We start from the raw sequence: 20,759 nt of genomic DNA on the forward strand, positions 1-20,759 counted from the left end.
GCCACGGGTGCCGCCACTGGGGCCGTGGCTACCGGAGCGCCCTCACGTCAGGCGTACGCGCTCAGTTGTTGTCGCCCACGTGGGACTGGTTGTTGAGCAGGTTGACGTCGAGGTCCTGCAGGTGACCGATGGTCGCGGCGTCGATGTACTTCACGGAGTCGTTGAGGACGTCGTTGGCCAGCGTGAGGTTGTCGAGCAGGCTCAGCTGACTGAGGATCTGCTGCTTCTTGTTGAACGCGTTGGGGCCGACGTCGGCGGAGGCGCTCGTGGCCGAGAACCCGAGCAGGCAACCCGCGATCGCTGCACCAGCGAGAATGCGACGCATCATTTCTTGTTTCTCCTTCGTCGGAATTTGCGCGGGATGCGCGTCATCGTGAATCACTCGCACCGGGCTGCGAGATTCCAGGAATACCATTTCGCGGCGCCTCGACGGGCCGCAACCCGACTGTGCCAATCCGGAGTCAAATGCGCGCACCAATTCCTTGATTGTTGATCATGGATCGTCCGGATATATACGACTAGCACGCATTTGCCCCGGGGTGGCGTGGGGGCAGTTTTTCAGCTTATGGCCATACGGACCTCCCGTATGGCCAAAGTCCGTTTTATCGCTATACAGAAGGAGGAATGCTATCGGGGGAACGGGCCGGCAGAGGCGGGTCGACGGGAGCGCTGAATATGTCATGAATGGAACACGGCGGCTGCTGCCAATAGCACTGGCACCGATGATTCTGTGCGCGGTTCCGGCCATTCCCGCGATGGCCCGGCGATCGGCGAGCGGGGCGATCGCGATGCGTGCGGCGATAGAGATGATCGGCGTCCCGTACTCGTGGGGCGGCGGCGGGGTGAACGGCCCCGGGTTCGGCACCGGAAGAGGCGCGAAGACGTGGGGATTCGACTGCTCGGGGCTCGCGGAATACGCGTGGGCGCGGGCGGGGGTGTCGATCGGCTCGACCACGCGGGAGCAGTGGCGCTCCGGGATCCGGATACCCAAGGAGCGGGCGGAGCCGGGGGATCTGGTCTTCTTCGACAGCGACTCTCACAGCCCCGGGCCCGAGCACGTCGGCATCGTGGTGGACGCGACGCGGATGGTGCACGCCCCGTACACCGGGCAGTCCGTCCGGGTGGACCCGCTCGGCAGGCGTACCTTCCTCGGCGTGGTCCGGCCGAGCGACACCTGGATGAACGGCCACGCGCTGAGCTCCGCGGCCTCGGACGGCGGCGACGCCCCGAGCTCCGCCGCCGTGAACGGCCACGCGGCCCAGGTCGTCCTGCAGTGATCGACCTGGGCCGCGGGACGGAGAGCTCGGTGCGCACCGGGCCCGTGCCGTGGGTTCGCGAACGTCCACGGCCCGTTTTCGCGGTTCACCTCAAGGCACCAGGAAGACGACCTTGGCCGGGCGGAATCCCTCCCGGGAACCGCCGATCGGCTTCCTGCCTACGCCACGAGAGGAGCCGTCAGTTGTTGTCGCCCGTGTTCTCCTGGTTGTTCAGGATGTTGGCATCGATGTCCTGCAGGTGGAGGAGGGTCAGGATGTCGACGTACTTCACGGAGTCGTTGAGGACGTCGTTGAGCGCCGTCAGGTCGTCCAGTGCGCTCAGCTGACTCAGGATGGACTGCCCGCTGTTGTGCGGGTTGGGGCCGACGCTGGCCGAGGCTCCCGTTGCGGAGAGACCGAACGCGGCGGCCGCGATTGCTGCACCGGCCAGAATGCGACGGATCATGTGTGATTTCCTCCATGGAACGGCGCCGGAATTCAGCGCCTAGTCGTTTGTGCAGGGCTGTGAGGTGCCGGAAATAACCATCGCGGCAGGCGGCCGGAACTGCAACTCAAAAAGCCCACCTAGAGGTCAAGGCGGCACCTCGCATTCTTGGCACGGAGTTTTCCCGACCGTCGCCGAAACGGGACTCACGCGCAGGGTTCGGAGCCCTTTTGGCGGGATTTATTTTGGCCCGTCGCGCACCTGATGGGCCGAACCTGCACTGTCGTTTAGGAAACGATCACCCGAAACTTGAGAAGCGCTCCTACGCCTGCCGGCGTACCCGGAGAGCCCTCCGGAGGCTGACGTGCCGGGCGAACAAAGCGTCGATGATGGCCGGCGAGTTCACTCAATGCGGAGGTGAGATCGATGCGGCCGAGTATCCGCAAGACGGTCATGGTTATCCATGTCATCGCGTCCGTCGCGCTGGTCGGAGAGGTGTGGGGCCTGGTCGTGCTGAATACGGCGGCGGCCCTCACAAAGGACGCCGGACTGGCGCACGCGGCCTATCGGCTGATGCCCGCCTTGGTCTTCGCGGGCGGCATACCACTCAGCCTCATCGCATTGATCAGCGGCAGCACACTGGGGCTGACCAGCCATTGGGGGCTGTTTCGCTATTACTGGGTGGCGGCCAAGCTCGTACTCCTGGTGGCCGTGATCTGCGTGGGCATGTTCCTGTTCGACCCCGAGGGAATGGCGGCCGCCACCGAAGGCGGCGCCGCCGTCCCCGCCACTCGCCAGTGGGGGCAGGTGGCCGCGCTGGGGACGCAGATCGCCATGCTGATGACCGCGACCACGCTCTCGGTCTTCAAACCCCGCCGCAAACTCCGGTGACGGGCGGGGTGGGTGGCGGGATTCAAAAACGACCATGAATTCCACCCCACCCTTCGCACCCGCCACACCCGGCGCCGGGCTCCACCCCACGTCCCGCCGACGCGGCGTTCCAGGACGCCGGGGTGTGGCGGCGGGGTCAGGAGGGGGTGGTGAGGTGGTCGAGGGTGGTGGAGAGGAGGTGGAGGGCGGCGAGGCAGTCGCGGGCCGCGTCCACCCCCATCTCCTCCACCAGCCGATCGGCGAAGGCCTGGTGGCCGGGGTTGATCTTGGCGACGGCCGCGCGCCCGGCGGCCGTGGGCTGGAGGAGCTTGGCGCGCCGGTGGGCCGGGTTGGGCAGGTATTCGGCCAGCCCCCGCTCCACCAGCAGGTCCGCGATCCGCTGCACCCCCTGCCTGGTCATCCCCATGACGCGGGCCACCCCCGCCACCGGGAGCGGCTCCCGCAGGACCGCCCCGAGCACCTGCCACCAGGCCGCCGTCATCCCCGCCGGGCGAGCCAGCCCCTCGGCCACCTGCAGGAACTGCCCGTTGAGCCGGAACGACCCCAGCGCCAGGCCCGAGACCAGCTCCCCCGTGTCGGTCATGCCGCCATCAACACCTCGAACGCCGCCGGGTCGCTGCTCGCGAACAGCCGGAACCACGCGTCCAGCACCTCAGGACGGTAGATGTCGAGCCGGCGGAAGATCTCCCGCGCGAACGCCACCGGCTCCGTGGGACCGGCCGTGATGAGGTCGCCCCCGAGCACCGCGTCCCGGTCGAGGTAGTGCCCGGCGCCGGCGTAGCCCTCCTGCGCCTCCAGATACTGCACCACCGCGCTCGTGTGATCACGCGAGTCCAGGAGCCCTTCGCGGGCGAGCCCGGCGGTGGCGCCGCAGATGGCCGCCACCGGCACCCCCGCGTCCAGGAACTCCCCGGCCTTGGCGGCGAACGGCGCCAGCGACGGGCCGGCGTCCCACAGGTCGGCCCCGGGCAGGATGAGCAGCGCGCTGGAGGCGGGCGAAAGCTGGTCGAGCGCCAGGTCCGGGGTGACGCGCAGCCCGCCCATGCTGACGACGGGATCCGTGGTCAGCCCCACGGTGACGATCTCGAAGCCGCCCGGCTCGCGCTGGTAGCGCCCGTTGCGGAGGTGCGTGGTCGCGTGACCGGTCTCCCAGTCGGCGAACGTGTCATAAACGGCGTGGTGCACGATTCCCTTCATGACAACATCCTGTCATTTCGACAACATACTGTCAATGCGCAATCGTGGGAGGATACCTCTCATGGCAGAGATCGTCGGCGGGGGACGTCCGGTCAACGACGCCGAACGGCGGGTGATCGCTTATCTGCGCGATCAGGCGCCCGCCGACTGGCTGCTGCTGCACAACATCGAGGTTCCGCGCGGCCACGACGTCTTCGAGGTCGACCTGATCGTGCTGACCGGCCACTCGATCGTGGTCGTCGACGTCAAGGGCACCAGGGGCCGCATCGAGGTGTCGGGCACGCGCTGGTTCCCGCCGCGCAGGGAGGCGTTCGGCTCCCCCGTGGCCAAGCTGCGGGGCACCGCCAAGGCGCTGAAGGGCCTGCTGGTGTCCAAGGCCACCCAGCTGGAGCGGGTCTACGTCGACAGCCTGGTCGTGCTCTCCTCGCCCGACGCCGAGCTGATCGACCCGGCCGGGCGCGACGCGATCAACGTCACCGACCTGCCCCGCCTGCTCGCCACGCTGAGCGACGTCTCCAGGGTCAGGCGCGGCTGCAGCCCGGACACCAAGCCGTACCTCACCGCGATCCTCGACGCGCTCAACCAGAGCGTACGCCGCAGCACCGCGCCGCCGAGGTTCGGCAACTGGGAGGTCGAGGAGCAGCTCGGCGGCGACACCAAGATCACCGAATACCGCGCGTTCAACGCCACGCTGCCGGGCAGCGAGACCGTGCTGCTGCGGGTCTACCAGGCCGATCCGCTGGCCGACCACCACGCGCGGGCGGCCGAGCGGCAGCGCATCGCCAACGCGTACCAGACCCTGGCCAGGATCCCCCCGCACCCGTGCGTGGTGCGCTCGCGCGACTTCTTCGCCATCGACGACGAGAGCCGGTTCGTGCTGGTGCTGGACGACGTGCACGGCGAGACGCTGCAGCTGTCGCTGGGCAAGGGCGCCCGGCTGGGCGTGATCCAGGACCTGCTGCGCGGGCTGGCGCACGCCCACGCCCACGGCGTCGTCCACCGCGCGCTGACCCCCGCCTCCGTCCTGGTCACCGACGACGGGCACGCGGTGCTGACCGGGTTCGACTACGCCAAGCCGGGCCCGCGCAACTACACCGTCGCCCACGAGCTGGGCAACGTGCTCGACGCGCACTACGTGGCGCCCGAGTGCCAGGAGCGGCCCGACCTCATGACGACCGCCTCCGACGTCTACGCGGCCGGCGCCATCGCCTACCAGCTCCTCACCGGCCAGTTCCCGACCAGCGCCGACGCCCACGGTCCCGACGTGCCGGAGGTCGTGCGCAGGATGCTCGACCACTCCCCGGCCAAGCGCCCCACCGCTGCGGAGGCCCTTGACGCGCTTGAGAGCGCCCCGCTCCAGGAGTCCCGCCTCAAGCGGCTGGTACGTCGTCTAGTGTCCCGATCATGACTGTTCGCCTGCGTCCTGTCGAAGAGGACGACCTGCCCTTCCTGCACCAGCTCACGAGCGACCCCGGCAGCTCGGGCGAGTTCCAGTGGTACGGCTTCCAAAACCCCCATCGCATGCGCACGCGCTGGCAGGAGAACGGCATGCTGAGCGACGACGGCGGCATCCTGATCATCGCGAACGGCGACGAGCAGGTCGGCTTCGTGTCGTGGAGCAAACACGTCGCCAACCGCGCCAGCTACTACTGGGAGATGGGGCTGATCGTGGCGCCTGAGCACCGCGGCCAGGGCCACGGCACCGAGGCGCAGCGGCTGCTCGCGCGCTACCTGTTCGACCACTCGACGGCCAACCGGATCGAGGCGTCCACGGAGATCACCAACGTGGCCGAGCAGCGGGCGCTGGAGAAGGCGGGGTTCACCCGCGAGGGCGTCATCCGCGGCTCCGGCTTCCGTGCCGGGGAGTGGCACGACGGTGTGCGATACAGCATGATCCGCTCCGACCTCGGCGGAAGGTCCTAGACGGGGAGGCTGCGGCGCAGCGCGCTGGCGTGGCTGAGATAGGTGCGCGCCAGCCCCGTACGACCGGCCGAGCGGTAGAGCTCGCCCAGGAGCTGCGTGGAGGAGGCCGCGCCGCTGAGGTCGCCGAGCTCCTGGAAGATCTCCAGCGACCGCTCGAGCCCGGTGGAGGCCCGCGCGAGGTCACCGCGCGCCGCCTGCAACCCGGCCAGGCTCTGCAGCGCGTACGCCCCGCAGTGCCGGTCCCCCAGCGACTCGAAGATCTCCAGAGCGTGCTGGTGGAACGACATCGCCTGGTGCAGGTGCCCCATCTGGAGGCACACGCACCCCTCCCGATGGGCGTCCCCCAGCTCCTGGGCCAGCCGCATGGCCTGGCCGAGCGACTCCGACGCCTGCTCCAGGTCCCCCGACTTCAGGCAGGCCCGGCCGATGGCCTGGCGGGCGAACGCCTCGCCGTGCCGGTCGCCGGTGGCCACGAAGATGGCCAGCGCGTTCCTGAAGTGGATGAGCGAGTGCGCGGGCCGGCCTCTGAACTGGCTCACGGCCCCGAGCCCGCAGATGGAGGTGGCCTCGGCCCGCCGGTCGCCCAGGTCGCTGAATATCTGGCGGGAGCGGGTGAAGCCGTCGGCCGCCTCCTCGTAGCGGTCCTGGTAGAGGCTGACCTGCGCCAGGCCCCTGAGCATGGCGGCCTCGCCGTACCTGTCGCCGGCCGTCCGGGCGGCGGCCAGTGCGGTCGTGTGGGTGCGCCGCCAGGTGCCGAGATGGCAGTGCAGGTCGAGGTACGGGACCATGGCCGCGGCCAGCCCCCACGCCGACTCCGCGAGGCCCGACCCGGCCGCCAGGTCCACCGCCCCGGCCAGCGCCTCGTGCTCGGCCTCGAACCACGCGACCGGATCGGCCGTCAGCCGGTCGAGCATGCGGTCGGGCAGCCGCCAGCGCGGCGCCCGGGCGGCCGTGAGGCTGAACACGGTCGTCGGCAGCCGCGCCATGGCGTGCTCCGCGGTCGCCGTCCACGCCGCCAGCACCCTGCCCACCGCGTCCAGCCGGGGCCCTCCGAGAGGAGCTCGTTCGAGTGCGTGGCGGCCGATGAGCCCCGGGACGCGGTAGCGCGGCTGGCCCACCGCGTCGGTGCCGACCAGGTCCAGCAGGCTGACGTCCACCAGCAGGTCGGTCACGTCGTCGGCCCCGTGCCGCCCGAGCGCCGCGTCGACCACCCAGCCGGGCTGCGCGGACGCGCCGAGCAGGCCGAACGTCGCGAGCGTGCGAGCGGCCTCGGCGGGCAGGCGCGTGTACCCGCCGTCGAAGCTGGTCCGCACGTCCCGTAACTCGCCGAGCCAGTCGTCCGCCAGCCGCTGCCTGAGCACCGACAGCGACCACCCGGGCCGGGCGGCCAGGCGGGTGCCCGCGTTCCTGACGGCCAGCGGCAGCCCGCCGCAGGCGGCCACGATGGCCAGCGCAGCCTCGCGCTCCCGGGCCACCCGGTCCCCGCCCGCGATGGAGCCGAGCAGGGACAGCGCCTCGTCGGGCGCCAGCGGTCCGAGCTGGACCAGCACCGCGCCGGGCAGCTCGGTGACGCGGCGGCGGCTGGTGACGATCACCGCGCTGCCGTCGCCGGGCAGCAGCGGGCGCACCTGGTCCGCGTCGCGGGCGTCGTCGAGCAGCACCAGCATCGGCCGTTCGGCCAGCAGCGACCTGAACAGCGCGGACCGCTCGCCCACGGTCGGCGGCACGCCGGGAACGCCGAGCCCTCGGAGCGCCTCGGCCAGCAGGTCGCCCGGCTCCCGCAGGCCGAGCTCCAGGTGGAGCTGCCCGCCCGGGTAGGCGCCGCACAGCGCGTGCGCCGCGTGCACGGCCAGCGCCGACTTGCCCGAGCCCGGCGGCCCCGAGATCACCGCGACGGTGAACGGCCGGCCCAGCGCGGCCACCTCGCCGGCCCGGCCGGTGAAGTCGGGGAGGCGGGGCGGAAGCTGGCGGGGCACGGCGGGCAGCGCCTCGTCCGCCAGGATCAGCTCGTACGCCCCGCGCAGGTCGGCCCCCGGCTCGACGCCGAGCTCGTCCACGAGCTGGGCCCTGACCGTGGCGTAGGCACGCAGGGCCTCGGCCTTCCTGCCGCCGCTGTGCAGGGTCAGCACCAGCCGCCCCCACAGGTCCTCGCGGTACGGGTGCTCGGCCAGCAGCCCGCGCAGCTCGGACACGGCCCCGTCGTGGTCCCCGCGCTGGATCCGCCGGTCGATCAGCGCCTCGGCGGCCCACAGGCGTACCCGGTGGAGGGGTTCGAGGCGGCGGTCCCAGACGGGGCTGCCGGGCAGGTCGGACAGCGGCGCCCCGCGCCACAGCGCGAGCGCCTCGGCGAACTCGCCCCGGTCGACCAGGGCCTCGAACTCCAGCAGATCAAGCGCGCCCGCCCCCACGTCGATCGCGTACCCGACCCCGTCGGCCCGGAGGAGCGCGGGCCCGAGGTCGGAGCGGAGCGAGCTGACGTACGTACGGAGGTTGGCCTGGGCGGAACGCGGCGGGCGGTGCGGCCACAGCACGTCGGCGAGCCGATCGGCGCCGACCATGCGGCCCGCGTCGAGCAGCAGCGTCGCCAGCAACATGCGGGGCTTCCTGCCGGAGATCCGGACGGGACGGCCATCGCGACGGGCCTCCAGCGGCCCGAGCACATGGAAGGTGACCGGCACATCGGCTCCTCTACGGAGGTCTGACAGCTTCCTGTATCGGTTCTGGACGATTCCTGTGCGCTTTGTCCAGACCCTGGTCTCAGAGAGACCACGGGAAAGGATCACCCCATGAAGCTCGGCGCAGCAATGGTCGCGGGCCTCGCCTTGTTACTCAGCCTCGGTACGACGTCAGTCGCCGCGGCCGACCCCGTGCCGGGGGCGGACGCGCAGATCCTGGCCACGAACTTCCAGCTCCCGTTCCCCTGCAACCAGACGTGGACGGGCAACTCCAGCAACAGCAGCGCGCACCAGTCGTGGGAGATCGACTTCAACCGGGGCAGCACCGCGGACGCCGACCTCGGCGACACCGTGGTGGCGGCCGCGGCGGGAACCGTGGTGATCTCCGCGCACCAGGGCTCGACCAACGGGTACGGCAACCTCGTCAAGATCGACCACGGCGGCGGCTGGACCTCGTACTACGCCCACCTGAACTCCCGTACGGTCAGCGAGGGCCAGGCGGTGTCGCAGGGCCAGCAGATCGGCACGGTCGGCAACACCAGCAAGCCGGGCAACAACATCAGCCCTCACCTGCACTTCGAGGTGCGGCTGGGCACCAACTACCCGGACAACATCCAGAAGGCCGTCTTCAACGGCGTCACCTTCGGCTACCCGCAGCAGTCGGTGACCTCCAAGAACTGCGGCAACCCGCACACCCCGACGGAGGTCTGCGGCTCGGGCTACGACGTGATCGACTCGGCCACGCTCGGCAGTGACGGCGCCGTCTACCTGCTCTACAACTCCTCCAACGGCAACAACTGCGTGACGACGCTGAAGTACAAGAACGTCGGCACGGCCACCGCGACCACGGCCTACCTGGAAGTGGAGGGCAGTACGAGGAAGACGGACTCAGGCAACTTCGCCTACTACGCGGGACCGGTCATCGCCTCGGCGTCCGGCAAGTGCGTCAAGTGGGGCGGCAAGGCCGGCGCCTCGACCTACGACAGCCCGCTCGAACACTGCGATTGACGATGCGGAGGGGTCGGGTGGAACGCGCCCGGCCCCTCTCACACGTGAACCGTGCCCAGCACGTCTATGACGTAGAGCGACGGCCGGTCACCGAGGCCGGAGACCGCCACCCGGCTCCCGACCTGCCGGCCCACGAGCGCGCCCAGCCAGCCGTCGGGGACGTCCCCCTCCTTCAGCGTGTACGCGCTCGGCCCGCCCTTCCGGTAGGACGAGTCCACGACCGTCCGCTCGGGCCATGACGCGGCCACGTACTGGACCACCACCTTGGAACCGGCCATGACCTCCTCGCCGGAGCCGGCGATGAGCGTGCGGGGCGGCGAGCCCGGCACGAGATCCGCCGGGACCACCGGCAGGGCGCGGCCGACCAGCCGGGCGTCGGGCGGGTAGCCGCCCAGGACGTCGAAGATCAGGACCAGCGTGTCGGCGGGCGCGAGATCGGTCAGCGTGAGCGGCGCGTCCGGGCCGAGTGCCTCGCCCGCCTGGCTGACCAGCATGATCCGGCTGCCCGCGGACCGGCCGATGAGCGCCTGCCGCCAGGTCTCCGTCACCCGCCTGCCGTCGAAGACGACCGAGGTGGGCTGGTGGCCGTCGTACGTGCTCAGGTACGGCTGGTTGCCCGACCACCGCCGGATGTCCACGTCGGCGAGCACCACGTCGCCCGGCAGCGTGCGCCGTCCGCTGCCCGTCGACAGCACGGTGATCCGCGGCGTGCGGCCCGGGCTGCCCTTGGGTATGGCCACGACCGGCTTGGTGCCGAACGCGCCCGTGACGATGGGCTGCGTGCCCTCCTCGGCCAGGCCGCACGAGGTGGCGAGCATGAGCACGGCCGGCAAGAACAGGCGCACGATATCCTCCATGGCCTCACGGCCGGTGGTCCGAACGTGTTACTTGCCGCATTGGGCAAAAGCAAAGCTGCCGGTCTCGCCATCTCACGACAAAGGCGCGGGAGACTTGAGGCTGTGAGTGAGCGCAGCGAGCGAACCAATGGACACAGAGCCCTGCTCGCAGGGCCGACGAAGGAGGCCCTGTGAGCAAGCCCAATCTGGCGCGCAGGGTCGCGGAGGCGGCCGAGATCGCGCTGACCACGCGGAAGTACGTGACGTTCATCGACGTGGTGACGGGCCTGCGCTGGCTGCACTCCAGGCACGTGGACATCTGGCGGCAGGGCCGGGCCGGCACGCTGGCCGAGCTGGCGGCCGTCGACGAGGACCGCCTGCTCGCGACGGCCGGCCTGCTGCGGGAGTGGGCGCTGGCCAAGGGGCTCAGGCCGGTGGACACGCCGTACGTGGCCGGCACCCGCGACCGCCGCGAGCTGCGCTTCACCTCCGGGGACGGGCAGGAGCCGTTCCGCGTGCACTGGCTCTCGCCGGACCTCAGCGAGGCCAGGGTCCGCAAGCTGAGCGAGCCCAAGGTGCCCGACCTGGTGGCGGTGGCCCCGCTCGACGCCTGGACGTGCGCCTCCTGCGGCGACACCGGCCCCTACCTGATCATGGAGGAGGACCGGCCGCACTGCCTGACCTGCGCGGACATGGACCACCTGGTGTTCCTGCCGTCCGGAAACGCCGCGCTCAGCCGCCGCGCCAAGCAGGAGAGCGGCCTGTCGGCGGTGGTCGTCAGGTACAACCGGCGGCGCAAGGTCTACCAGCGCGTCGGCCTGCTGGTGGAGGAGACCGCGCTGGCCGCCGCCGAGGAGCGGTGCCTGGCCGACGAGGAGGTACGCGAGCGCCGCCGCGAACGCGACCGCGACCGCAGGGCCGAGCAGGACGTCGACTTCCAGGCCAGGATGGCGGCCGAGATCGCCAGGCTGTTCCCCGGCTGCCCCAGGGACCGGGCCCAGGAGATCGCCGAGCACGCCGCCCAGCGCGGCAGCGGCCGGGTGGGCAGGACGGCGGCGGCCAAGGCGCTCGACGAGAACGCCATCACGCTGGCGGTCATCGCCTCCGTCAGGCACCTCGACACCGACTACGACAGCCTGCTCATGTCGGGCGTGCCCAGGATGGAGGCCAGGGACAGAATCAGGGAACGCATCGAGCGCAAACTGGAGGAGTTCCGCGGATGAGCGACTGGCACGACGTACGGGAAGAGCTGCGCGCCTTCGCGCTCCGGCTGCCCGAGGCGCACGAGGACCACCCGTGGGGCGAGACCGTCATCAAGGCGAACAAGAAGGTCTTCGTCTTCCTCGGCATCGACGAGCAGACCGAGAAGTGGGACCCGATGTTCAGCGTGAAGCTGGTCTCGGAGGCGCACGGCCACGCGCTGACCGTCGAGGGGGCGGCGCCCACCGGCCACGGGCTCGGCCGGGCCGGGTGGGTGACGGTTCCGTTCCTGTCGGAGCTGCCCGAGACCGAGGTGCTGCTCGACTGGGTGGAGGAGAGCTACCGGGCCATCGCGCCCAAGCGGGCGGTCAGGCAGCTGGACGAGAACCCGGTCAGGTGACCGCCAGGCGCGTGGCGTACCGCTCGTCCCGCCACAGCTCCTTGTCCAGCACCTCGAGCAGCGTGACCGCCGCGTCGTACACGTCGGCGTAGCCGATGTAGAGCGGCGCGAAGCCGAACCTGAGGACATCCGGCGCGCGGAAGTCCCCGTGCACGCCCCGGTCGATCAGCGCCCGCATCACCGGGTAGCCGTGGGGATGGCGGAAGCTCACCTGGCTGCCCCGGGCGGCGGCGTCGGCGGGCGAGACCAGCTCCAGCGCGTCGCCGACCAGGTCCACGAAGAGCGAGGTCAACGCCATGCTCTTGGCCCGCACCTGGTCCATCGGCACCCGCTCCCACACGTCGAGCGCCGCCTCCAGCGCCGCGAACGACAGCACGTGCGGGGTGCCCACCGCGAACCGCCGGATGCCCTCCGCCGGGCGGTAGCCGGCCTCGAACGCGAACGGCTCGGCGTGCCCGTGCCAGCCGGACAGCACGTTCTCGGCGGCGGCGTGGTGGCGCGGGTTGACGTAGAGGAAGGCGGGCGCGCCCGGCCCCGCGTTGAGGTACTTGTACGTGCACCCCACCGCGAAGTCGGCCCCCGAGACGTCCACGTCCATGGCCCCCACGCTGTGGCACACGTCCCAGACCATCAGCGCGCCGGCCTCGTGCACCCGGGCGGTGACCGACGGCACGTCGTGGCGGGCGCCGGTGCGGTAGTCGACCTCCGACAGCAGCACCACGGCCGCGTCGTCGAACCGCCCCTGCGCGAAGTCGCGCACCTCGTAGCCGCCGAGCAGCCCGGCCAGGCCCTGGACCATGTAGTGGTCGGTGGGGAAGTTCCGGACGTCGGAGACGATCACCCGGCGGTCGGGACGCAGCCGCAGCGCCGCGGCCACCGCCTGGAAGACCGCGATCGAGGTGGTGTTGCCCACCACGACCTGCCCGGGGCCCGCGCCGATCAGCGGGGCCAGCCGGTCGCCCGCGGTCAGCGGCTGCGCGTACCAGCCGGCGTGGTTCCAGCCGCCGACGAGCTGCCTGCCCCACTCGTCCTCGACCGTCTGGCGCACCCGTTCGGCGGTACGGCGGGGCAGCGCGCCGAGCGAGTTGCCGACGAGGTAGACGACCCCCTCCGGCAGCACGAACTCGTCCTTGAAAGCCCGCAGCGGGTCGTTCGCGTCGAGGGCGAGGCACTGGTCGCGGTCCACGATTCACTCCTGTCGCGGGGGGATGGTGGCGATTATCCGGTTCACGCCATTCTGGTACTCGCGGACGTACCAGTTCTGCACCGGGTTGTGGGTCGCGTCCAGCCGGAACGTCCCGCGCGGCCCGCCCAGCTCGCCCACCGCCGCCATTCCCCCGTTCGCGGCCAGGCCCCGGTCGATGAGCCGCATGGCGTCCCAGCCCTGGAGCGCGACCGCGGACGGGTTCCTGCCGGTCTTGGCCCGCCATCGGGCCACGAACGCGGCGTTGTCCGGGTTGTACAGCGCGGGCGAGTACATGCCGACGGTGGTGATGCCCTCGGCCTCCCGGCCGACGGCCCGCAGCACGTCCTCGTCCGTGAGGTTCTGGCAGCCCAGTAACGCGATCTCGGAGGCGTGCTGCCGGTACCCCTTCAGGAACTCGACCGCCTCTCCCCCGGCGTAGAACGCGTACAGGAGCTTCGTCCCGGGCGGGATCCGCGCGAAGTACGGCTCCAGGTCGGTGACCCTGCCGTAGGGCGTCAGGATGCGTTTGAGGGGCTGCGCGCCGTATCCCTCGGCGAAGCCCCTGAGCGTTTCGACGCCCGCCGAGTAGTCGGAGGCCATGAGCACCACGCCCTCCTTGCCGTACCGCTCGGCGGCGTACCGGCCGGCCGCGTAGCCGTGGTCGCGGTTGGTGTACGACACGCGGAAGACGTTCGGGCCGCCGAGCGCGTCGGCGCCCGCGTTGGCGATCACCACGGGCGTGCGGCCCGCCACCTTGACCACCGACTCGGCGACGGGTGAGGAGAGCAGCCCGGTGATCACGTTCACGCCCTCGTCCTCGATGAGCCGCCTGGCCTGCTTCTGACCCTCCTCCGGGTTGCCCGCGTCGTCGGCCACCACCAGCCCGGCCGGGCGCTCGCCCAGGCGTCCGCCGTGGTCGTCCAGGTAGAGGCGCATGGCGGCCTCCATGTCGTCGCCGAGCGCGGCGTACACGCCGGTCTGCGAGATGATCGCGCCGACCTTGACCGGGGGATCGCCCTCGGCCAGGAGCGGCGCCGTCCCGCCGCAACCGGCGGCCATCAGCACCACCAACCCCAGGACGGATACGCGCACGGCTCACCCCCGGCAGGTCATGGCCGCTCCTGCGGGCGGTAGGCGACGGCCTGCATCTCGATGAGCAGGTGGGGGTGCGGGAGCTGGTGCACCGCGACCGTGGCCCTCGTGGGCCCCTCCTCGTCGAAGAACTCGGCGTAGACCTCGTTGTAGCCCGTGAAGTCGTTCATGTTGACCAGATACGTGGTGATCTGCACGAGGTCGCCGAGCGAGCCTCCGGCGACCTTGAGGATGTCGCCGATGTTCTCGATGACCGCTCTGGTCTGTGCGCGGATGTCCAGGTTCGTCGCGCCGTACGTGTCCACTTCCACACCCACGAAGGTGCCGTCGGTGCGCCGGCAGTTCGTGCCCGAGACATACAGGAGGTCGCCTGCCTGCTTGACGTGCGGGAACCTGCCTCGGGGAGTGGCCTTGCCGGGCACCAGGAGCCCTTTGGTGCGTTCGATCACTTGGCGAACACCGCCCGGACGGAGCCCAGCCCCTCGATGCGCGCCTCGAACTCGTCCTGCGGGCCGGCGGGCACGACCGGGCCGAGTGCGCCGGTCAGCACCACGTCTCCGGCGCGCAGCGCGTAGTCGGTGCGGCCGAGCCGGGAGGCGAGCCAGACGGCGGCGTTGATCGGGTTGCCCATGACCAGCTCGCCGGAGCCGGTCGAGACCTCCTCGCCGCCCCGGGTCATCGTCATCCGGGCCGCCCGCAGGTCGAGCCCGGCCAGCGGGACGGGCGTGCTGCCCAGCACGAACGCGCCGGCCGAGGCGTTGTCCGCGACCGTGTCGGCCAGCGTGATGTCCCAGTCGGCGATCCGCGAGTCGGCGATCTCGATGGCGGGCAGCGCGAACTCCACGGCCCTGAGCACGTCGGCGACCGTGAAGGGCCCGCCGGCCAGGTCCTTGCCGAGCACCAGCGCGACCTCGGCCTCGGCCCGCGGCTGCAGGAAGGCGTCCACGGGCACGGGGAGCCCGTCGCCGTACGACATGTCCGCGAAGAGCATGCCGAAGTCCGGCTGGTCGATGCCGAACTGCCGCTGCAGCACGACGTTGGTCACGCCGATCTTCCTGCCCACCAGCCGCCGCCCCGCTCCGAGCGCCCGCCGCGTGTTGATCTCCTGGATGGCGTACGCCTCGGCCACCGTGCCGACCAGGTCCCTGATCGGCGGGCACGGTTTGCCGGAACTCGCGGCCTCCGCCAGCCGGTCGGCGACCTGGGACCGCGCGTCCACGGCCTCGGACCATTCGTCATGCATCGGGCTGCTCCAGTCTGATGGTGATCGTGGTGGGTTGAGAGTAGAAGTCGAGTGACTGGACGCCGCCCTCCCTGCCGATGCCCGACAGCTTCATACCGCCGAACGGGGTGCGCAGGTCACGCAGATACCAAGTGTTCACCCAGACGAGCCCGGCCTCCAACCGCTGCGCCACCCGGTGGGCGCGGTCGAGGTTACCCGTCCAGAGCGTGGCGGCCAGGCCGTACTCGCTGCCGTTGGCCAGATCGACCGCCTCGGCCTCGCTGTCGAAGGGGGCGACATGGCACACGGGGCCGAAGATCTCTTCTCTGTTGAACCTCGACCACTCCGACAAGCCTGCCACCACCGTTGGTTCCACGAAATATCCGGAATCGCGGTTGTCGCCGAACGTGGGGACGCCACCCCCCGTGAGCACCTTGGCTCCCTCCGAGCGGGCCAAGGCGTAGTAGGAGAGCACCTTCTCGCGGTGCTCCTTCGAGATCATGGGCTGCGGCTCGAACTCCTGCGCGCGGGCCGCCAGCCGGGCGCAGAACTCCTCGAAGATCGACCGCTGCACGTAGACCCGCTCGGTGCACAGGCACACCTGCCCGCCGTTGGTGAAGACCGACTTCGCGGTCCCCTCGACGGCCCGGTCGAGCCGGCAGTCATCGAAGATCAGCCCCGCGTTCTTGCCGCCCAGCTCGAACGAGATCGGCTTGACCCGGTCGGCCGCCGTGTTCATGATCGCGGTGCCGGTCCTGGTGGAACCGGTGAACGACACGGCGTCCACCCCCGGGTGCTCGACCAGGAGGTGGCCGGAGGAGCCGTACCCGAAGATGATGTTGACGACGCCGGCGGGCAGCCCGGCGTCGGCGCAGATCTCGGCGAAGACCGCCGCCGAGCCCGGCGTGTGCTCCGACGGCTTGACCACCACGGTGTTGCCGGCGACGAGGGCGGGCGCGAGCTTCCAGGTCATCAGCAGGAACGGCAGGTTCCACGGGACGATCACCGCGACCACGCCGAGCGGCCGTCGCACGGTGTAGCTGAGCACCCCGGACAGGTGGAAGGCGTCGTCCGGGCGCTGGGCGGCGATCTCGGCGAACGCGCGGAAGTTGGCGATGCCGCGCGGGACGTCGAGCGTGCGGGTCTGGTCGATCGGCTTGCCCGTGTCGGCGATCTCCGCGTCCACCAGGTCGTCGAAACGGGACTCGATGCCCTCGGCCAGGCGCCGCATCCACCCGGCGCGCTCGCCGACGGGCAGCGCCGCCCAGTCGCGGGCCGCCTCCCTGGCCGCGCGCACCGCCCGGTCCACGACTTCGGGGTCGGCCTCGTGCACCTGCCTGATCACCGCGCCCGTCACGGGGTCATGGACGGGGAACGTCTTACCCGCGCCCACCGGCTCGCCACCGATGAAATGCGTCAGCACAACACTCTCCTCTACTCCCCTGTATAGATCGCTGGTCGATCGGCGGACAACGGGTGCGTCGGGACCTTCCTGATCGCATCGTCTCCCCGGAACGCGGCCCGCGCCATGCGCGATGCTGTTGCACATGCGAACCAGAACCGATCAAGTGGCCGCCCACGACGGCGGCTTCGACGTCCATCTGTGGTTCCCCGACGCCGGGACGGGCCCCGGCATCCTGCTCGTCCAGGAGATCTACGGCGTGGGGCCGTACATCGAGAAGGTCGCCCTGGACCTGGCCTCGCGCGGCTACGTGGTGGCCGCGCCGGACCTGTTCTGGCGCCTGCACCCCGGCTGGCTGGGCGAGCACACCCCCGAGGGCACGGCGGCCGCGATCGAGCTGGCCGGCCGGTTCGACTTCGCGCAGGGGGTGGCCGACTGCGCGCTCACGGTGGCCCACCTGGGCGAGCTGCCCGAGGTGGCGGGCGGGGTCGGCGCGGTCGGGTTCTGCCTGGGCGGCTCGATCGACTACATGCTGGCCACGCAGGTGGAGCTGGCGGCGGTCCTGTCCTTCTACGGCTCCGCCGTGCCCGACGCGACCGGGCTCATGGACCGCGTCACCGCGCCGCTCCTGCTGGTCTTCGGCGGCAGCGACCCGTTCATCCGGCGCGACCGGGTGGCCGTCGTCGAGCAGGCCGCGCAGGGCCGGCCGAACGTGGTCATGCACGTCGAGGAGGAGGCCGGGCACGCCTTCCACAACAGCGAGGCACCGATGTTCCACCACCCGGAGGCGGCCGCGCGCACCTGGGAGGTGGCGCTCACCTTCCTGTCCGAGCACCTGCCGGTGACCCTGTCCAGATAGACATCTTCCGGTACCCCTAGATCATCGCCATTATGGGCGGATGGCGCGGACGTGGGAATTGTGGGGAAACGTCATTATTGCTGGTACTTTTGCACTTCCCCTGGCCTTGCTAGCAATCTTGCTCCTCTCCCGTCACCGCGCCCGCGCCGGCCACCCGGCACCACTGCGCACGTCGATCGCAGACGTCGGCATAGCGGTCGGCACGGCCCCGTGGATCTGGATGACCCTCACCCCGCGCAACGGTCAGACCGGAGTCAGTCTCGTCCCGTTCAAAGATCTTGCCGACCTGGTCAGCGCGCCGTGGGAGGCGGTGTTGGTGCAGGTCGGAGGCAACCTGCTGGTGTTCGCCGCGCTCGGCGCGCTGCTCCCGGTACGCAGCCGCGCGATGTCCTCTCTCGCGCGCGTTGCGGCGGTCGCGGCCGCCTTTTCGGTCATCGTCGAGATCCTCCAGTACGCCTTGCGACTAGGCCGTTTCTCCTCCGTCGACGACGTGCTCATGAACACGGCAGGCGCCGTGATCTTCGCTTTGGTTACTCGGCGCTGGTGGGCCGATCGGATACCGGCCGGGACCGTTCCACGGTAACGGTCTGCTAAAACCCGCCGGAATTCACCACTTGGGCACGATCCGCTCAAAAGAAGGCCGCGACCAACCTTTCCATCTGTGCGATCGTGGACAAGACGGGGCAAGTTCTCTGGAGACGCCACAACCTGGTTGGTGACAGAGGGTGATCAAAGTTGTCTGAATCCCCGGTACCCCACGAGCCCCCTATCTATCGCCGCATCGCCGACGGCCTCCGCGCCCGGATTCTGTCCGGCGAACTGCGCGACGGGGACCGACTACCGGGCGAGAACGCGCTGATGGCCGAATACGCAATCGCACGAGCCACCGCCAGGCAGGCGCTTGCCGTACTGATCAACGAGGGGCTGGCGGTGCCCAAACGAGGTTCGGGGGTATACGTGCGGCTGTTCAAACCGATCCGCAGGCACGGCTCACGCCGCCTGTCGAGAGAGCAGTGGGGGCAGGGGCGGGCCATCTGGGACGCCGACACGCGTGGCCGGCCTTTCACGGTGGACGGGGTGGAAGTGGTGCTGGAGCGAGCCGGCGAGGAGGTGGCGGGCGTCCTCGAGAGCGGCGAGGTATGGGTACGTCGCCGCCGCTACTCGGTCGACACCAGACCCGTGCAGCTGGCCACCTCGTATTTCCCGGCGCACCTGGTCGAAGGCAGCGCGATCACCCTCGCGGACACCGGACCGGGTGGCGTCTACGCCAGGCTGAGCGACCTGGGCGTCTCCCCCGCCCACTTCACCGAGGAGGTGCGGGCCCGGATGCCGTCACCCCGCGAGATCGCGCTGCTGGACCTGCCGGGGGGCACGCCGGTGATCGTGATCTCCAGGACCGCCTACACGTCGGGCGGGGTGCCCGTCGAGCTCAACGAGATGGTGCTCGACTCCGCCGCGTACGTACTCCAGTACGACTTCGATGCCTAGTTTGTCAAGGAAGGTGACCCTGTCCGGCACGATCATTGTGTTCTCTAGAGAAGTGCCGCATCGTCGAAGGAGATGGAAACCTCGCCTGGGGCCGGGAAAGGCGAACAGCGATGTCCTTTGATCGGCATCTTGCCGAGATTGCCCGGGAGTACCCCCAATGGACCATCTGGCGGAGCGACGCGGGCCGCTGGTGGGCCACGAGACACCGTCCGCTCAACGCGGCGCAGCGCGATGCGGGATGTGCGATGACCATCGACGCGGACGACCCGGACGGCCTGCGCGGCCGGCTCCGGGACCAGGAGAAGCGGGCCGGCGGGCAGCACCCGCGGGCCGGCCCCGCACCTCCATGACGCCGGCCGTGGCGCGTCCCACGGCCGGCGCACAAGAGCAGCCCGGTGCCGTGTCCAGCGTCTCGGCGGCCCCGGCACCGGGCCACCAAGACAGGAGGGGCCACTGACGCGGAAGCCTCCGACCCAATCGGGGGCGGGGGCTTCCGCTCCGTGGACCGCCTGCACCGCCGGGCCGCGCACCCCTTCCCCAATCGCGCGGCCCCGCGGCTCTCACCGCCCGCTCGGCTGTGGGGCGGTCCCAGCCGGGCGGGCACGCCTCCAGCCGTGCCCGTCCGGGGTGTGGGCTACTTGTGCACCTCGGACAGCCGGACGACGTGGATGTCGGTGTCGTCGGAGACGCCCGCCTCCTCCAGGGGCTTCTTCTCCTCCTCGCTCTCGTCCACGATGACCCGCACGTCCTCCTGCGGCGAGACCGGGGACGCGACCGCGTCGGGGATCAGCGGCCCGGCCGCCGACTCGGTGCGCATGAGGTCGCCGAGCACGGAGCTGATCTCGGTCAGCCGTCGCACGACCTCCGAGTGCGTGTTGGTCAGATAGTCGACCCGCCGCCCCGTCTGCTCGTCGAGCGCGGCGGTGCGCTGCTGCGCGGAGGCCAGCATCGACTCCGAATCGTTCCGCGCGCCCGTCACCAGCTGCTCGGCCTGCGCGTTGGCGGCCTGCGTGATCTGCTCCGACTCCGACTGGGCGGCCGTGACCAGCCGCTCGGACTCGGCGCGCGACTCGCGCAGCAGGTCCTCGGCCTCGGTGCGGGCGGCCGCGAGCTGCTCCTCAGCGTCCGAACCCGCCTGGGCCAGCATCCGCTCCGCCGCCTGCGTGGCCTCGTTCACGCGCCGCTCCGCCTCCGCCTGGGCGGAGGTGAGGATCTTGTCGGCGGTCTCGCGGGACGACGTCTGCAGCCGGTCGGCCTCCGACTTGGCCGCGTCGCGCACGCTGGCGGCCTCGGCCTCGGCGTCCTCCCGCTTGGCCGCGGCCTCCTCCTCGCCGAGCCGGAGGATCTGGGCGAGTCTCGGGCTGAGGTCGTCGTAGCTCTGCGGCGCCTCGACCATGCGCCGCCTGGCCTCCGCGAGCTCGATGCGGCCCTGCTCTGCCTGGTCGATGGCCCGGGCCAGCCGCTCTTCCAGATCCCTTACCTGGTTACGGGTACGGATCATGAAGTCGTGAACCTGACGGCGGTTGTAGCCGCGCATCACGACCTCGAAGGTGTCCTCTTGCATCAGATCGGGAATGCTCTCGTGCTGGTTCATCATGGGGGTACCTAAGGGTGGTTTGCGTGAGGCGGGGGAAAATTGCGGGTTGTGAGGGTCTGACAACGAGACGTCAGGAAACGAC

At 70.6% G+C, this 20,759-nt stretch carries 22 protein-coding genes; 10 read left to right on the forward strand and 12 right to left on the reverse strand.

Annotated elements, in window-relative coordinates; translation table 11 throughout:
- Nucleotides 1-61 precede the first annotated feature (61 nt).
- Nucleotides 62-328 carry a hypothetical protein gene (locus AB0L65_RS15815; RefSeq protein ID WP_364245354.1) on the reverse strand — a complete coding sequence of 89 codons (267 nt, stop codon included), beginning with the start codon at nucleotides 326-328 and terminating at the stop codon, nucleotides 62-64.
- 427 nt (nucleotides 329-755) lie between these two features.
- Between AB0L65_RS15815 and AB0L65_RS15820 the strand changes: the two genes are divergently transcribed.
- Entirely contained in the window at nucleotides 756-1,277 is a 522-nt protein-coding gene (locus AB0L65_RS15820) for a C40 family peptidase (protein WP_364245357.1), read from the forward strand.
- 178 nt (nucleotides 1,278-1,455) lie between these two features.
- On the opposite strand, the gene AB0L65_RS15825 is transcribed toward AB0L65_RS15820, so the two are convergent.
- On the reverse strand, nucleotides 1,456-1,722 hold the full coding sequence (locus AB0L65_RS15825) for a hypothetical protein (RefSeq protein WP_350723666.1): 267 nt from the start codon (nucleotides 1,720-1,722) through the stop codon (nucleotides 1,456-1,458).
- Nucleotides 1,723-2,127: 405 nt separating this feature from the next.
- Between AB0L65_RS15825 and AB0L65_RS15830 the strand changes: the two genes are divergently transcribed.
- A complete protein-coding gene (locus AB0L65_RS15830) occupies nucleotides 2,128-2,592 on the forward strand; it encodes a hypothetical protein (protein ID WP_364245360.1) in 465 nt (154 codons plus the stop codon).
- Nucleotides 2,593-2,728: 136 nt separating this feature from the next.
- Here AB0L65_RS15830 and AB0L65_RS15835 read toward each other — a convergent pair whose 3' ends face one another.
- The gene (locus AB0L65_RS15835) at nucleotides 2,729-3,175 is read right to left on the reverse strand and encodes a helix-turn-helix domain-containing protein (RefSeq protein ID WP_364245363.1); all 447 of its coding nucleotides are present in this window, start codon (nucleotides 3,173-3,175) and stop codon (nucleotides 2,729-2,731) included.
- A complete protein-coding gene (locus AB0L65_RS15840) occupies nucleotides 3,172-3,789 on the reverse strand; it encodes a type 1 glutamine amidotransferase family protein (protein ID WP_350723672.1) in 618 nt (205 codons plus the stop codon). Before AB0L65_RS15840 ends, AB0L65_RS15835 begins: the two co-directional genes overlap by 4 nt.
- A 61-nt stretch (nucleotides 3,790-3,850) precedes the next feature.
- On the opposite strand from AB0L65_RS15840, the gene AB0L65_RS15845 reads away from it, so the two are divergent.
- Entirely contained in the window at nucleotides 3,851-5,197 is a 1,347-nt protein-coding gene (locus AB0L65_RS15845; protein WP_364245366.1) for an NERD domain-containing protein, read from the forward strand.
- Nucleotides 5,194-5,712, forward strand: a complete 519-nt coding sequence (locus AB0L65_RS15850) for a GNAT family protein (protein ID WP_364245369.1) — start codon at nucleotides 5,194-5,196, stop codon at nucleotides 5,710-5,712. Before AB0L65_RS15845 ends, AB0L65_RS15850 begins: the two co-directional genes overlap by 4 nt.
- On the opposite strand, the gene AB0L65_RS15855 is transcribed toward AB0L65_RS15850, so the two are convergent.
- Nucleotides 5,709-8,390: a BTAD domain-containing putative transcriptional regulator gene (locus AB0L65_RS15855; RefSeq protein WP_364245372.1), complete on the reverse strand. Its 2,682-nt coding sequence runs from the start codon at nucleotides 8,388-8,390 to the stop codon at nucleotides 5,709-5,711. The genes AB0L65_RS15850 and AB0L65_RS15855 overlap by 4 nt on opposite strands.
- A gap of 108 nt (nucleotides 8,391-8,498) precedes the next feature.
- Here AB0L65_RS15855 and AB0L65_RS15860 point away from each other — a divergent pair, with 108 nt between their 5' ends.
- Complete coding sequence (locus tag AB0L65_RS15860; protein WP_364245374.1) at nucleotides 8,499-9,395, forward strand: M23 family metallopeptidase; 897 nt, start codon at nucleotides 8,499-8,501, stop codon at nucleotides 9,393-9,395.
- A gap of 38 nt (nucleotides 9,396-9,433) precedes the next feature.
- Here the strand turns inward: AB0L65_RS15860 and AB0L65_RS15865 are convergent, their stop codons facing one another.
- Nucleotides 9,434-10,240, reverse strand: coding sequence for an FKBP-type peptidyl-prolyl cis-trans isomerase (locus AB0L65_RS15865; RefSeq protein WP_364245377.1), 807 nt, complete (start codon nucleotides 10,238-10,240; stop codon nucleotides 9,434-9,436).
- A 182-nt stretch (nucleotides 10,241-10,422) separates the two neighbouring features.
- Between AB0L65_RS15865 and AB0L65_RS15870 the strand changes: the two genes are divergently transcribed.
- Nucleotides 10,423-11,454, forward strand: coding sequence for a DUF2293 domain-containing protein (locus AB0L65_RS15870; protein WP_364245380.1), 1,032 nt, complete (start codon nucleotides 10,423-10,425; stop codon nucleotides 11,452-11,454).
- Nucleotides 11,451-11,831, forward strand: coding sequence for an MmcQ/YjbR family DNA-binding protein (locus tag AB0L65_RS15875; RefSeq protein WP_364245383.1), 381 nt, complete (start codon nucleotides 11,451-11,453; stop codon nucleotides 11,829-11,831). Before AB0L65_RS15870 ends, AB0L65_RS15875 begins: the two co-directional genes overlap by 4 nt.
- Here AB0L65_RS15875 and kynU read toward each other — a convergent pair.
- From kynU to AB0L65_RS15900, 5 genes are read right to left on the reverse strand one after another with little or no spacing between them, the layout of a single operon-like run.
- Nucleotides 11,824-13,020 carry a kynureninase gene (kynU, locus tag AB0L65_RS15880; protein ID WP_364245789.1) on the reverse strand — a complete coding sequence of 399 codons (1,197 nt, stop codon included), beginning with the start codon at nucleotides 13,018-13,020 and terminating at the stop codon, nucleotides 11,824-11,826. The two genes, AB0L65_RS15875 and kynU, sit on opposite strands and share 8 nt — an antisense overlap.
- Nucleotides 13,021-14,109: an ABC transporter substrate-binding protein gene (locus AB0L65_RS15885; protein WP_364245386.1), complete on the reverse strand. Its 1,089-nt coding sequence runs from the start codon at nucleotides 14,107-14,109 to the stop codon at nucleotides 13,021-13,023.
- Nucleotides 14,110-14,126: 17 nt separating this feature from the next.
- Nucleotides 14,127-14,558: a RidA family protein gene (locus AB0L65_RS15890; protein WP_364245388.1), complete on the reverse strand. Its 432-nt coding sequence runs from the start codon at nucleotides 14,556-14,558 to the stop codon at nucleotides 14,127-14,129.
- Nucleotides 14,555-15,352 (reverse strand): fumarylacetoacetate hydrolase family protein, encoded by a 798-nt coding sequence (locus AB0L65_RS15895; protein WP_364245391.1) that lies wholly within the window; start codon nucleotides 15,350-15,352, stop codon nucleotides 14,555-14,557. The genes AB0L65_RS15890 and AB0L65_RS15895 overlap by 4 nt, the downstream gene beginning before the upstream one ends.
- On the reverse strand, nucleotides 15,345-16,754 hold the full coding sequence (locus tag AB0L65_RS15900) for an aldehyde dehydrogenase family protein (RefSeq protein ID WP_364245393.1): 1,410 nt from the start codon (nucleotides 16,752-16,754) through the stop codon (nucleotides 15,345-15,347). The genes AB0L65_RS15895 and AB0L65_RS15900 overlap by 8 nt, the downstream gene beginning before the upstream one ends.
- A 124-nt stretch (nucleotides 16,755-16,878) precedes the next feature.
- Here AB0L65_RS15900 and AB0L65_RS15905 point away from each other — a divergent pair, with 124 nt between their 5' ends.
- From AB0L65_RS15905 to AB0L65_RS15915, 3 genes are all read left to right on the forward strand, one after another.
- The gene (locus AB0L65_RS15905) at nucleotides 16,879-17,592 is read left to right on the forward strand and encodes a dienelactone hydrolase family protein (protein WP_363977795.1); all 714 of its coding nucleotides are present in this window, start codon (nucleotides 16,879-16,881) and stop codon (nucleotides 17,590-17,592) included.
- Between the two features lie 40 nt (nucleotides 17,593-17,632).
- Nucleotides 17,633-18,175, forward strand: a complete 543-nt coding sequence (locus tag AB0L65_RS15910; protein ID WP_364245396.1) for a VanZ family protein — start codon at nucleotides 17,633-17,635, stop codon at nucleotides 18,173-18,175.
- A gap of 152 nt (nucleotides 18,176-18,327) precedes the next feature.
- On the forward strand, nucleotides 18,328-19,080 hold the full coding sequence (locus AB0L65_RS15915) for a GntR family transcriptional regulator (RefSeq protein WP_364245399.1): 753 nt from the start codon (nucleotides 18,328-18,330) through the stop codon (nucleotides 19,078-19,080).
- Nucleotides 19,081-19,714: 634 nt separating this feature from the next.
- Here the strand turns inward: AB0L65_RS15915 and AB0L65_RS15920 are convergent.
- Nucleotides 19,715-20,677 carry a hypothetical protein gene (locus AB0L65_RS15920; protein ID WP_364245402.1) on the reverse strand — a complete coding sequence of 321 codons (963 nt, stop codon included), beginning with the start codon at nucleotides 20,675-20,677 and terminating at the stop codon, nucleotides 19,715-19,717.
- Between the last annotated feature and the right edge of the window lie 82 nt (nucleotides 20,678-20,759).

The organism is Nonomuraea sp. NPDC052116 (assembly GCF_040680035.1).
GTDB lineage: Bacteria > Actinomycetota > Actinomycetes > Streptosporangiales > Streptosporangiaceae > Nonomuraea > Nonomuraea angiospora_A.